The 14,101-nt window shown below is 49.9% G+C and carries 9 protein-coding genes; 4 read left to right on the forward strand and 5 right to left on the reverse strand.

What is annotated here, in order from left to right; all coding sequences use genetic code 11:
• Window positions 1–477: NAD(P)-binding protein (locus HOK28_10210; GenBank protein MBT6433455.1), on the reverse strand; the 477-nt coding region annotated here is incomplete at its 3' end.
• A 366-nt stretch (window positions 478–843) separates the two neighbouring features.
• Here HOK28_10210 and HOK28_10215 point away from each other — a divergent pair.
• Window positions 844–1,386: an N-acetyltransferase gene (locus tag HOK28_10215; protein MBT6433456.1), complete on the forward strand. Its 543-nt coding sequence runs from the start codon at window positions 844–846 to the stop codon at window positions 1,384–1,386.
• A gap of 225 nt (window positions 1,387–1,611) precedes the next feature.
• The gene (locus HOK28_10220) at window positions 1,612–2,535 is read left to right on the forward strand and encodes a hypothetical protein (protein ID MBT6433457.1); all 924 of its coding nucleotides are present in this window, start codon (window positions 1,612–1,614) and stop codon (window positions 2,533–2,535) included.
• A 7-nt stretch (window positions 2,536–2,542) separates the two neighbouring features.
• Here HOK28_10220 and HOK28_10225 read toward each other — a convergent pair whose 3' ends face one another.
• Window positions 2,543–3,925, reverse strand: a complete 1,383-nt coding sequence (locus tag HOK28_10225) for a proteinase inhibitor (GenBank protein MBT6433458.1) — start codon at window positions 3,923–3,925, stop codon at window positions 2,543–2,545.
• A 529-nt stretch (window positions 3,926–4,454) separates the two neighbouring features.
• On the opposite strand from HOK28_10225, the gene HOK28_10230 reads away from it, so the two are divergent.
• Window positions 4,455–5,183: a hypothetical protein gene (locus tag HOK28_10230; GenBank protein ID MBT6433459.1), complete on the forward strand. Its 729-nt coding sequence runs from the start codon at window positions 4,455–4,457 to the stop codon at window positions 5,181–5,183.
• 263 nt (window positions 5,184–5,446) lie between these two features.
• Window positions 5,447–5,773, forward strand: coding sequence for a DUF962 domain-containing protein (locus tag HOK28_10235; protein ID MBT6433460.1), 327 nt, complete (start codon window positions 5,447–5,449; stop codon window positions 5,771–5,773).
• 38 nt (window positions 5,774–5,811) lie between these two features.
• On the opposite strand, the gene HOK28_10240 is transcribed toward HOK28_10235, so the two are convergent.
• From HOK28_10240 to HOK28_10250, 3 genes are all read right to left on the reverse strand, one after another.
• Window positions 5,812–7,308, reverse strand: a complete 1,497-nt coding sequence (locus tag HOK28_10240; GenBank protein ID MBT6433461.1) for a hypothetical protein — start codon at window positions 7,306–7,308, stop codon at window positions 5,812–5,814.
• 238 nt (window positions 7,309–7,546) lie between these two features.
• Window positions 7,547–8,842, reverse strand: coding sequence for a phosphate/phosphite/phosphonate ABC transporter substrate-binding protein (gene phnD / locus HOK28_10245; protein ID MBT6433462.1), 1,296 nt, complete (start codon window positions 8,840–8,842; stop codon window positions 7,547–7,549).
• A gap of 11 nt (window positions 8,843–8,853) precedes the next feature.
• Complete coding sequence (locus HOK28_10250) at window positions 8,854–14,004, reverse strand: OmpA family protein (protein MBT6433463.1); 5,151 nt, start codon at window positions 14,002–14,004, stop codon at window positions 8,854–8,856.
• Window positions 14,005–14,101: the final 97 nt, after the last annotated feature.

The following is a 14,101-nucleotide window of genomic DNA, read 5'->3' on the forward strand; positions in this document are numbered from 1 at the left end:
GACCAGTAAATCTAGCTCATAATGTTTTAGCCAACTAAGGAAGGGAGCGGATAAGTCGCGCAAGATATTTTCCGGTGGCCGGGGTGGGAGTTGCCCGATGTAGGAACCAAGAATATTTCTATGGATGCGTTTGTATCTTTGAAGTTCTAGAACGACCCGGAAGCCAATCGCCTTTTTGGGCAAGATTTTCCAAAATCCGCCCATTGTTTGTCTGATCTGTTTGATGACATCGTCACCAAAGGCCATGGGCTTGCCTGAATCGCGGTAGACGGTTCTCCCGGCGACCGGGACCGGAGCATGTAGGTTGAAGTTATGAAGAAGCTCGTGGATGCTATGATACGCAGGTTGGGTATAGCAGGCACCCAGCTCATGTGGGATCCCGTCTCGCTCGTATGAGTAAATCTTTCCTCCCACCCGTTCTTGCGACTCCAGGACAACGATATTTTTGAAACCCCGTCTCTGAAGTAACCAGGCCATGCTGATTCCTGCTAAACCAGCACCTACAATAACAATTCTTCGCCCATCTGGAACATTGGACTTTCGATTGAAGACCTCCAGGGGGCGAAATGTATTGGGAGCGGAGGGCCTAGCGTTTTTTCGATATCGTAGGTTGGGTATCCGCATAAACTACGCCGGCTGAGGTTAGTGAGTCGTTACTCGAATCCTAATACCCTGTAGGTTTTGAGCCAAGGAATTCGTGTCTCTTTAAGCTCGATAGAGTGTGATGGTTGTCGTTTGAGTGAAAGATGTAGGTGAGAGGTGTTGTATTCCCGGTGGAGCGGTGCGTTTTATTCGGGCATACTAGCTCTTTCTTACGCCAATCTAAAGAAGGGTTCACATCAGGTGAGCACGAACAATCAAATATATAAGGGATGGTTAGAACTAACACCCGTAACTCAAGACGACCTGCCGTCTATCGCCGAACATTACGCACACGAAGTACGAGCGGGGGTAGCCACCTTTGACACGTCTATTCCTGACTTGTCCTATTGGCATCGAAAATTTCTTGAGAGTGAAAGCCAGACCTATCCAATTTGGGTTGCTCGAGATTTACATTCAGGGGGAGCGGTTGTTGGCTGGGCGGGCGTTAGCCGTTTCGATCCCAAATTAGCGTACGAGCGTTGTGCGGAGTTTAGCTTCTACGTTTTAGGGTCATACCAAGGCAAGGGCGTGGGGCGGGTGCTATTTAGCCACGCACTCACCAATCTAAAAAAACACGCCACAATTCAAACACTCGTCTCTAGAATTGCCCTGCAGCAAGAAGCTAGCTTGCATCTTCATCGTTCAATGGGATTCAAGCATATTGGCACCCTTGAAGACGTTGGTTTTAAATTGGGTAACGCCTTGAGTGTAGCTCTTTATCAATATCACCTGAACTCAGTGTGAAGTGGTTTAGCACGGTGTTAGCAAGCCGTTACAATTGGGTAGAAAGTTGAAGTTTTCTTCATCTCCTGTTTAATGACTGCGAAGTCTTTGTGGATTGAGGCCAACTTTTGCTAGATAGTTAATACTCCTGAGGCGTTCGGTGTTAAGAATTAGGTTTTTGAGGTTACCTTGAAAATGTTTCCCCTCATGAACATTAAGTTTTCCTTTTAGTGAGAGGTTGAATTCATGCCCGGTGTTGGCCCTGTGTTACGTAAATGGCTCGAAAGCAGTGACTTTTTAGATGACCTTCAAGGCTGCACGTCTGCGGCCATTAAAGCGTCAACCAGTCAAACCAAGACGATAAGAGTCCCGCAGTTTATTCCTCATAACGGGATCGAAACTTTCGCCGATGCCTACAATAAGTCTCACCCGGACTCGCCTGATGTAGGAAGCAGCTTTGGATCTCCTGCTTTTGCAATTGCCAATGAAGTTCATGTGCGATTGGATTGCGGGGATTGGTTTGTGGACGGTGATGTGAATGAATGTAAACTCGTTTCAACGATGGTTCACGAATTTTTGCATGCGGTTTCACATAATGCCGTAGGACTTCAAGCCGACGACCAACCCATTTTTAAAGGCCCGGGCAGTTATTGCTACATGGATGAAATCATCACGGATCTATATGGTTACTTGGTTTATACTGCGATGGACCTTGGCAGTGAGTTTGGCGGTGCCTATGACTCGGCTTACCTTTGCCCTAAATCATCAAGCTCGGCGATGTCGGTTGGTAATAAAACGGACCTTCAACCTAAGGGCGGTTGTTGGCTTTCAACCGTATTTTTTGCGCCAGTTTTTGATGACCACCGCCGCGCTATTGTGAAACGATACTTTCATGGTGGTTCTTTAGCTGGATTTGAAATGAGTGTTTCAATGTCGGACCTTGTCAAAGGAACAGCTACCATGACAAGCGCCGGACCAAACTATGGTATGCCTTACTCGTTAAGCAGCCTTCGGACATCTTGGGGATCTCGAGTGAGTACGGCAGGTCTTAGTGGCTTACAGAACATTGATGTAGCGGAGCTCGGCTACAAAATACCGGTGAATCTAGCCGGGGCTTTATCGGCGCTCTTGACTCCGGAGCTGGGGAGTGACCCGGTCACACCTGCGTAACCTTCTGCTATTGAGCGGTAAACAGACACCGCGCGACCGGAATTGCCACGTCTCGAAGCACATGCAGATAATATTGCTTACCGGGTGTTAATGCCTGAGGGGGGAGAGCATCTGGGTAGTATTGGTGTGCCCCTTCTGGAGCCTCTCCATAAACCACTCCCGAATCGAATGCTTTCACGTCGTGAGCAACATCTGCTCTCCAAAGAGTTCCTTCTGGAATATCGAAGTTGGGTGGTAAACCTGGATTTCCGGCGGTTGCTTCTAATACATACAGATACCGAGCTGCCCCGCCTTTCCAAATTAAGCGGCCGTCTTCATCTATGCCTTCGTCTTCGCCGCACTCCTGTGGGATATAGGCCATCTGCATAAGCAAGGGGCCTCCAACATTTGGCAGACTGTCGATATAACCATCAGTGATGTCACGCCGTTCAAGTTCACCCTGGAAGAATGCGAGCATGCGATCAACATCGGTCGTAGGTAATGCGCTGTGGACTCTATCAAAGCCGTTGTTGTCGGCAGGGTCGAAAGCTCCCAAAATACTTGAGTCGGTGTGGCCGGCAAATAAGACAATCGCTTCATCGCTCATGGTATCAACCCAGAGTGGTCCAGCATCGATGGACCAACGCGACGGTCCTTGTGGCGTGGCTGCAAGGCCGTGACAACAAACACATGCACTGGCACGAGCCTGAGACACAACCCAGTCTGACTCTGCTAACCAGGCTTCATCATCCAGGCGAGGGTCTGTTGTAGGTGGCTCTTGCCAAGGAGCTAGCGGGTAATAGGGGCGGTTGGTGTGAACGATGTTGCAGTCGCCATAGTCGACGTAGCGGCGTCCTTCTTCGGTGGCTGCAGAAATAAGGTTCCAAGTACAAACTTCTCCATTGGTTTGTCCCGGTGGTTCACCTTCGAGAGCGGGTTTACAGGTTTTTGTTGGCCATTGAAAAACCGTGTCTTCGCCAGGTTCGCCGGACATGGGTGCTGTGTCGTAGCCTCTGCAATTGTCCGAGGCCTCAAAGGTTCCTCCTGCGAATGCCGTACATGCCATAGCACCAGCGGAGCATTGACGCGGGTTATCGCCGCCGAGTGTGAGTATGTAATCCAATGCATCGGCAGGGGTGACAAAGCAGGTACCAAGTAATGGATCGAGATTGCATGTGCCATCTTGGGTCCATTCACCCGGGGTACCGAAAGGGCCAGTTGTACAATCCGTGGACGCGCTTTCGGCAGTCCAGGCAAGTCCCGTGTATAATTTGCATTCGGAGTTTGAGGAAAAGGGATTAACGTAGTTGCAAGAGCCGATCGAAGCGACCTCTGGTTCTGAAGACTGACAAGCTCCCAGTGCTGCGGCAGCGATTAAACATAGTCCAAGTCTTAGGCTATTTTTCTTCATATTGTTATCTCCGATTGGGGGGGATTCGGTTGAGCCTTTTGCAGGGCTTTCCTACACCCCGGGTTTCAAAACGACAATCAAAATCGCGTTAAGCGAGCGATTGTGGGATTTCGTCCAAAGGGATATATTCTGGATTGAGATTCAAGGAGTCGTCAAATAGCCACGAGTCTACTGGAATCGTTGAGTAATACTTGGCGTGGGGTTTTCGATGTTTCTGGGTAGCCAAGTAACCAATACGCGACTTTTATTCTAGAACATGCTCAAATTGACTCAAAACTGCCTGAGATAGGGCCGATTTCGGACTTTATAGTATTTTAATTCGACTTTAGAGTATTCTGAAACAATGCTATTTGTTGCCAATTGAAAGGTTGTTATCCGTTTTTTAGTGGGATGATGCGTTGATGCCCACGGCCAGCAGAATCCGCCGTTTCATGCGGTAGATGTAGATTCACTGGACTGAGAACTCAGATATACACACGCTCGTGTCTTCTGATTTTTCTCAAAAAAAATTCTTATTTGGAGTGAATGAATGTGCTTTTCTGTGACAGATTTTCTTCGGCGTTTCGGTCATGGTCTCTTCGTCTGCTGCATGGCAATTGTGTTCAGTGGCTGTACCACGATGAGGCTTCCTCAGCGCCTCAACGAGTCACAGCTTTCAGTAGAGACCAGCGGTGGCTTTTTTTCTACTATGGAATACTACTTCGAAGATTGGGCTGTGAAAGAGGTTACGAAAGAACTCTACGATAAGAACCGTACGGAGAAGAAAGGGAGATGGATCTCAAGCCATAAGGTGAAAATCAGTTATGAATACCTCTTTAATCTCATGCTTAAGAATGAAGTGAAGCACCGTGTTGAATGCTTTACGCGTTTTGATGAGAGTGGTTCCACTGTGCTTGGTGTTCAACATTCCCGAGATAAGACCATTCTCAAATGCGGAATTTTAAATCCAGTGACCGGTGGCGTCGAGGGCAAGATTGATTCAATCATGGAAGAGGAGGGCATGAACGGTTTAACAACTTTTGGAGAGAATCAGTTTTCAATTTATTCTCAGTACACGGCCGCAGCCACTTCGATATTTAAGCCCCCAAGCCCATATGGCTATATCATCTACCGAGACAGTGATGCGGTAGCCGCGATTCAGCTAACTCATGATCGCTTCATTTGGATTCATCCAAGCGTCAGGGAGGAATTTGGTGACCATCTCGCTGCAGTGCTTATGGCCCTGGCTTACTTTGTAAAGCTGGACCCTCCAATCTAAAGGTCTCAAGATACACGTGAACTGAGGGCTTAGAGGGCATCGGACACAACAGGTAGGGAGCCCGCTCGACTAATTCTGGTCTCATTAGAGCCGTCTCTCTTGCTCTTTTCTTCGGGTAAATGAAGCTTCTTTGATGCTAAAAAGTGTGGAATATCAAAAGAGTCAATGCTGAAACACGAGAACTGTTGAAGAACCAATGAGTTCAGGGGCTAAGCGCTGTGTATGGCTTGCACTTAGACGGAACGCTCTCTAAGTCTATTTTCATGGATGAGCGCTACAAAACTTTCGACGATTTCTACCCTTTTTATCTTAATGAGCACCGTAATGGGACGTGCAGGACTCTGCATTTCATGGGTAGCTTTTGTGTTCTCACGGTACTTGCAGCGGCACTTGTTATGGGAAGGTGGCAGTTGTTTATTCTGATGCCCGTAGCAGGGTATGGGTTTGCTTGGGTTGGTCATTTCTTTTTCGAAAAGAACAGACCCGCTACTTTTAAGTATCCGCTCTATAGCTTGGTCGCAGATTGGGTCATGATGAAGGATATATTATTAGGACGAATTCCTATGTCGGGTGAATTGCCGCTTCAATAAGCGGTTCACCGTATATAGGAGACTTTATCGAGCCAAGCTCAATTCTCTCTGCAGTCCCTCGCATTTTCAATTGTAAATTCGCCGAGAAAACCAGTGTCGGAGCTGTTATTGTAACCGCCCACCAGGAGCCCTCCATCGCAGCCTGGCCGGAATGCTGTATCGAAGAGATAGGTGTTGCTATCGGCTTGCCATGGAGCATCATTAAATCCCCCGATAGAAACATCGGTGATAGCGGCAGCCCCGCAAGATGAAGTTGTATTGGGACAGCTATAGAGGTCATGTCGGTATTCCAGGGCTGTTCCCGCAGATCCATTAGAGGATGCCCGTCCACTGATTAGAGCCCGGCGGCCGTCATCCTGAAATGAGACATCCCAGATGCCCTGGGATGCAAAGCGAGGGGCGTCGTTATAGGCAGCAAATTCTCCGTGCTTAAAACGGTAAATCGAACGCCCTGACCAACTGACAACCAATGCATATTCACCGCCTGGATACGCTTCGACTCTGTTGGCATTTCCAATGTTTCCTAGGTTGGAGCGCCATTCTCCTTGGCCTCCGAGTTCAGTGTAATACTTGGTATCTGCATTTGTAGAGCCTCCAACAACAAGAACGCCCCATGCACCAAATTCATTATTGACGATGGCCATATCCTCCGCAGGTGCGCTGGCGAAGGTGGAGGTGTTAAGAGTTTCGAACTCACCAGTAATCGGGTGAAATCGACGAAGGGTCCAAATATAGTTCCCACTTTGCCCCGATTGAAGTGCCACAATTGGATAGGAGTTGTCCCAGGGAAGGGCGATTGCTTTTGCCGATTGACCCGAAATGGTGGGGCTAAATGTGCTGACCAATTCGGCAGGATCGCTCTCTTCGGTACGAGCTAGGTAACTGGCGTGGTCGAACCGGAGTACCATGGCGGTAGAACCATTTTGGGTGTCCGTGGCTGTGATCCATGCACTGTTGCCATCGCTAGAAAACACTACATCCGTGAGTAGCATTTTGTGATTGGCACCGACTGGGATTGTGGTGGTGGTTTGGGTTTGCCAGTCGTAGATATGTATCGTGTCATACCGCGACAAGATGAGAGCATAGTCACCGCTTGGGTGAAAAACGACGCGAAGCGCCGAGTCGAATCCGGCCAGGGCTATTCGCTCATAGGAGTAGGTGCCTGGCGCGGGTGTTTCGAAGGGGTCCCCTGTATCCGTTTCATCTGGTTCGGTTGGATCGGATTCTGGGGTATCTGTGTCGCCGCTTGGATCTGAGATATCGGTAATATCTGTTTCATCATCGTCGCCCCCGGTGCCAGGGTTTGACGCATCGGATTCATCGGTGGAATCTGAGAGGTCGGCGCTTGTCGGTTCACAATGGGGAACACCTTCATCAGGCTCGGTTGGGTCGGTGGCATCGCTGTTTTCGCTATTGCTGGGAACGTCCTGACCCATAGCATCGTTGTTTTCCGGATAAGTAGCCGGACGGTGCGATTGTCCACATCCGATGATAATCATAAAAAAGGCTAATACCCTGATATCTTTAAGTTTCATTCTCTTAATTCCCCATGAAAGATTGAAGTGGTCTAATCAAAGCGGTCCAATTGGTCAATTCAAGATCATGGGATTACGGTGCGAAATGGGTTCGGCCACAAGGTTTTCCATGGTTTTGGGCCAATTTTGAGCGTTTCGAATAATTGAGGGAGGACCTTGGAGTAAGTCACCTCAGCCGAGGCTCGCTCTTGTCATTTGATTCACGGGTGAATGTGAGAAGCAAAGCCAGCGAAGATGGTTAGTCGCGACTTTCCTGTTCAACTTGTTCGAGAACAGCGCCTATAGCGTTTAAATCAGTACTTACCGCCTCCACGATATCGGAGATCGGTAACTCGTTCTCTGAGATTTGTTGGAGGAGCCCAACCCGCATAGCCGCTTGAAGCAGTGACTTCTTAAGAGCGGCCTTGATCGCAGGCGGTAGATTCTTACGAACCATAATCATTTCACCTGGGATAGGCGGTGTGTAGGCTAGAATACGAGTTGCCCGATGTTTTTCAGCGGTTCTTGTCCACACGAGGTCGCGGCAGTCGTCGAAACATGCACCAGCATGAACCCACCTTCGTTTCACAGCTTCAGCGACTTTTTCGTGGCTGCCAAACCATTTGATACGCACATCTCGGCTGGGCTTAAGTCCTGCATCAAGCATCATTTTTCGTGGGTATATTCCACCACTGGTGGAGTTGGGTGAAACCATTCCAACGTTCTTTCCACGGAGGTCGGAGATGGACTTAATTTTACTTGAACGGGATACAAACGTAATTCCCGTATAAGAACGTTTCCCGGCACGCTCAATAAGGGCAAGTGGTTCGTATTGTTCTCGTCCTAAATAGCAGAGGGTCGGGCCAGCATTGAATATCTCATAAGCGCCGCTGCGGATTCCTTCTTGAAACTCTTGGTAACCGGGTTCCTGAAACATTCTTATAGGCACCTGAGCGCTTTGTCCCATGTGCAGGGCCAACGGACGCCATCTATTGGATGCCTCCTTAGCTGCTGGGGCTCTGGCGAACCTCATGGCTGCGGTTTTAACCTTTGATTTGAACTCAAGGTCGGCGATACCAGCTGGTGCCAAGTTGGTTAGCTGCGATATTTTTTCGTCAAGCTCTTTTAGATCTTGAGGGCCGCCTTTGAAAACGAGGTAACCCTTAGCGCTTACAATGAACACCTGGGGTGTGGTTTGGACCATGTAGCGGTTTGATACAACGCCGAAGGGGTCAGCCAACTGTTTGAGCATCGCTCCTGGAACAGGGGCAGCCAGCGCCGATTTACCTTGTTCTTTTGCAATGGCTACAACGCCGATATCCGCACCTGCGTACGATTTTGAAAGTTTGTCCATCCGAACCAAGAATGCCTGCGCTTCGGCATCCCATGATGAATAAAACCCAATCACCATAGGCTTCCCACTGAATGCGATATTTTCTTCTTGGCCGTTTGAATTAACGCCTCCTACAGGAGGAGCCAAATCACCCAGAAACAAACCCGCGGGCTGCGTGGTGGCGATGGAGGCCGTGATGAGTGTAAAGAAAAGAAAGTTCACCAATGCCTCCGTCAATCCAACCGAATAATCTGAAATTCGACGCGGCGGTTTACGGCGCGGCCAGTCTCAGTGTCATTGGAACGTAATGACTTCTCTTCACCGTAACCTACAGCTCGTAATCGTTTGGCCGAAATACCGGCCCCAATCATGTATTTCATGACTGATTCAGCACGCGATTGCGAAAGCGAACGGTTGTATTCCGCATCGCCGGAGCTATCGGTATGGCCTCGGATTTCAACCAGACGAATGTCGTCTGAGTTGCGTAGGACCTCGATCACGGCTTCAATAATCCCGAGTGATTGGGATAAGAGCTTCGCCTTCCCGAGCTCGAAGAGAATCTTTCCGTGGAATCGAATGAAGTCTCCTTGACGGGCCGCGATACACTGATTCTTAGGGTCTGATGGGCAGGAGTCATCGGTGTCGAGTGTCCCATCTTTATCGTTATCGAGTTCAGGGCAGCCGTCACTGTCTTCAAACCCGTCCATATCTTCGGCTTCCATAGGGCACTTGTCATCGGCATCTAAAACGCCGTCATAGTCGTTGTCGACTTCAGGGCAGCCATCGGAATCATCAAATCCATCTCTATCTTCCGCTTGCCCGGGACACTCGTCTTTAACATCGGGAATGAGATCGTTGTCGTTGTCCGGGTCGTTACAACCGTCGGTGTCCTCGAACCCGTCTAGATCCTCGGAGAGGTCGGGGCATTTATCCTCTGTGTCGGCGATCCCGTCCATATCGTTGTCGAGTTCTGGACAGCCATCGTCGTCCGCAAACCCGTCGGCATCTTCTGGAACGCCAGGGCAGTGGTCCAAGCCATCTCTCAGTCCGTCTCCGTCGGTATCAATGTTGTCTGGGTCAATCATGTCGAAGTCGTAGCGAAGGCCGGCGGCAACTCGAAGTCCAGAGGAACCAGGTCCATCGCTTAGGCTGGATTGGGCTGACAAAGTGTACTGGATACCGGACTCACCGGTATGAGAAACGAGCAGGGCGATGTCGGTGCCTGAGGTATTGTGGCCTTCTAAAGGATTTTCAGTGTCGTTTGGGTTGATGGAATCTTTGGTGGCCATCGCTCCGTTTAGGGTTGCTGCTAACTGCCACGCATCCCAAACTGGGGACTCGAGTGCTAATCCATAAGTGAAAGTATTGCTGGCAAGAGCATCAAACATCTGAACGGTGGGGCGTATTTGGTATCCAAGGTTAACCGCAAACCGAGCTCCTTCCATAACCACATCGGCCACAATCCGTGGCTCTACACGAAAACTGCTTTGGGTCTGAGGTGTGGCATCGGGGTTTCGAGGAAGGTTGATGACAGCTTCGCCTTCACCTCTTAAACCTGTGGGGTTTCCGGTTGGTAGGTGAGCCACCACCAAGGCCGCAAGCCCAAAATCTCCGAGTGCCTTTTCAGGGTGTAGACGTGTACGTAGAGCCAGTTTGATATCGCCTAAGCCATACCCACCTAATTCTGTTTGGGTTCGTCCTAAGCTTGAACCATTTACATCAAGGTTGTTGATGGTCGGAATGGAGACGCCAATGTCAACCCAGTCCAATATACCGAGAGTGATTGAGAAATCTAATTTGAGTTGCGACCCAATAACACGGGTAAGCTCGGGAACTCTCGGGTTTGCATCACCGGCACTGCCATCGCTTAAACCAATGGTTAGCGGCTTGTCCGAATATTTAAGACTTACTCCAATAACCAGTCTCAAATTAGGAACAGTTGAACTGGTTGCTACATTCCCAATGTTGGCGCTGTTGGCCGGTAGCTGAGAGAACGGGTCCAAATCAATGCTGTCAGATTGTGCGTAGGCTTGTTCTTGAAAGCTTGAGAAAGCTAGGCCGATGAGCAAAGCGCCGATGAGCGTATGGTTAATGCGTTTTCGCTGCAGCGCAAGAAGACCAAAAATTAGGACAAACCAAAGCACTTGGCTACCATCGGTGCTGGCGCACGAGCTGCCTAGACTTTCATAACCTTCCCCCAGTCTGGGGTTTGCACAAACAGGGTCACCGAAACAATCTTCGTCGTCGCAATCCAAGACGCCATCAGAATCGTTATCGAGTCCATCCGAGCATGCTGATTCAGGCGGGTCGCAAGCATCGCCAAGGCTATCTCCGTCGTAGTCCCCTTGATCGCTGTTGGACACATCAGGGCAGTTGTCCTCTGTGTCTCCTATGCCGTCGTTGTCACGGTCATCATCTAGATAATCGGCCAGTCCATCTCCATCTTCGTCTAGAGTCGCTTCATCACTATCCGGGATACCATCTCCGTCAGAATCTAGATCTAGCCAGCTGACCAATCCGTCTTCGTCGGGATCATCTGAACCTATACTTTGCCCCATCTGATATTCGTCTGAAGTGGGGATAGAGTCGTTATCATCATCGGTATCGAAAACGTTGGGCGTGTTGTCTCCGTCGGTATCTTGCGGGTTCATTAGGTCGGTTCCAACTTCGGTCCCGTCATTGATACCATCGCCGTCTGAGTCGGGGTTTGTTGGCATACTACCCAGCCGATATTCATGAGCACTGCTAAGCCCATCTACATCCTGGTCGGCCTGACTGCCATTGGTGTCATCGGAGTCTAGGAAGTCGACAATACTATCCCCATCCACATCCTGGTAGGATTCCACTTCATCGGAAACGGTGTCACCATCTGAATCGGTGTCGAGGTGATTGTCTCGACCATCTCCATCGATGTCTGCTCCAAAGCGAAGGCTAAATGCGTATTCTATGGCAGTGGGGATGCCGTCTTGATCATCATCGGTGTCGCGGTAGTTGGGTGTGCCATCTTCGTCGCTATCAATGGTGCTGGACTCGATCTGATCGTGGATTCCATCGTTGTCGCTGTCGGTATCGAGAGCATCGATATCTCCATCGTTGTCACTGTCTCGGGGGGTTTCACCGCCTTGGGTTTCAATACTGTCCGAGATGCCGTCTTGATCCGTATCGATGGCGTAAGCGTAGGTACCAAGAATTGACTCCTCAGCATTGGGAATTCCATCGCCATCGGCATCGCTATCGGGAGTATCGGCGTCGTTGGGATCAATGTAGTTGGGGACTCCATCGAGATCTTGGTCGGCTAGAAGCTCTGTTGCATCGTCGGTTCCGTCGTTGTCGCTGTCCAGGTCGTAGGCATTAATGAGTCCGTCACCATCGGCATCGGCGAGTAGGGCGAGGGCGCTATGTTCTTCCGCAGATGGGATACCATCGCCGTCGTCATCGGTGTCTCGATAATTGGCTAGGCTATCTCCATCGAGATCGCTGGCTCCCTCAACGCTGTCAGGTATGCCATCGTTATCTGAGTCGGTATCGAGTGCATCTATGGTACCATCGTTATCGGTATCGGCAGTTCCTTCTTCGCTATCGCTAAGACCATCTGAATCTGTATCCGTCTGGAGCGGGTTCGTTAGATTTTGTATCTCTTCGTCGTTTGCGATGCCGTCACCGTCAGTATCTAACGAGTCGTCTTCATGAGTGCCATCTAGATAGTCTGGTATACCGTCGTCATCGCCATCGCTCAGTCCTTCATCTTGATCGTTCTCACCATCGCCGTCTGAATCTGTATCGAGGTAATTGGGGATACCATCTTGGTCCACGTCGTGACCAAAGATATCACCGTCACGTTGATGCTCTGTGGCTGTAGCAATTCCATCGCCATCGTCATCGCTCGAACGCCAGGCACCCGTACCGTCGCTTAAGAGGTCGATGGTTCCTTCTTGTAAGTCCGAGATCCCATCGTCGTCGCTGTCGGGGTCCAGAGCGTCTAATATTCCATCTTCGTCTGTATCAATGGATAATCCGCCATTGGTTTCTACTGCGTCACTGATCCCATCTTGGTCGGAGTCTGAGAGGAGTGTATTGGTCCCTAAGGCGATTTCGTCCCCATCGAAAAGTGTGTCTCCGTCTGTGTCTGCGCCGGGGTTAACGGCTTCATCAGGGTCCAGGAAAGCTACAATGCTGTTACCGTTGCGATCTGCAACGCCTTCAGTTGCATCATCGATCCCATCTCCATCGGCATCTGTATCGGCCCAGTTGGGTTGGTTATCGTTGTCTACATCACTGTTGCCGTTTGCGTATAAAACCTCTTGAGCGGTTGAAATCGAATCGTTGTCGTCGTCGGTGTCTAAGTAGTTTGGTCTGGTGTCCGAATCGAAGTCGTTTTCACCTTCGTCTATATCAAGGGCCGTGTCTCCATCGGAGTCTTCGTCACGCCAGTTGGGTAGGTTGTCGTTATCCATGTCGGCGCTGAATTGCGAGGCGGCGATAAGTTCTGTGAGGGTGGGAATGCCATCGTTATCGTCATCGGTATCTAAATAGTCTGGTATGTTGTCGTTGTCTCCATCTAGACCGGCTTCGACTTCGTCGGAGATACCATCGCCATCGCTGTCGGTATCTCTCCAGTTTTCAATTTGGTCTAGGTCACTGTCTACCAGTGGAGCAGCGTCCGCCAGCTCAGTGATCGTGGGGATTCCGTCGTTGTCATCATCGGTGTCGAGGTAATCATAAAAGGAATCACCGTCGGTATTGTCTCGGCCCTCTACTTGGTCCCGAACGTTATCGCCATCGGCGTCATTGTCATGCCAGTTAAGGAGGGAGTCATTGTCTATGTCGTTGCTGTTGGCTACTCCGGAGATATCGAGCACCGCCGCATCGTTTCGTTCATCAAGTGTAGAGATCTGATCACCGTCATCGTCTGAGTCAATGAAGTCGGGAAGGCCGTCATTGTCTAAGTCTTCCGTGCCCTCGTCACCGTCGAAGAGGCCGTCGCCATCAGAGTCAATATCGAACCAGTTTGGAATGGCATCCGAGTCGGCGTTGACCACCCCAGCAGCGATGCTGGCCGCATATTCAACGGATGTTGGAATCGAATCGTTATCATCGTCCTCGTCTAGGTAGTTGGGAATCAAATCGCCATCATTATCCCAGGCCCCTTCGTCATCGTCATCTATGCCATCGCCGTCGGAGTCGACGCCTGCGATGCTATGAGTTTGGGGGGATACAGAATCGATCTGGAACGACCCCTGATCTGCCGAGCATCCCGCGAAAAGCAGGAGGGCAATCAGGGTAAAATACAACTGTGAATACTTGTTTTCAAAATAGGACAAAACAACCCTCGCCGATGGATAGGCTCCAGCTAAATCGTAAGGCGCATGGGGAGGTTGATGCAACTTGATTTAATGAGGTGACCGGTTGGTTGAAGTGGTCTGCGGTCAGGTAATTAGAGGAATTCTTGTTTTCCAGCTGAAGGTGGACATCTTGCGCCTA

It is taken from the genome of Deltaproteobacteria bacterium, assembly GCA_018668695.1.
Taxonomy (GTDB): domain Bacteria; phylum Myxococcota; class XYA12-FULL-58-9; order XYA12-FULL-58-9; family JABJBS01; genus JABJBS01.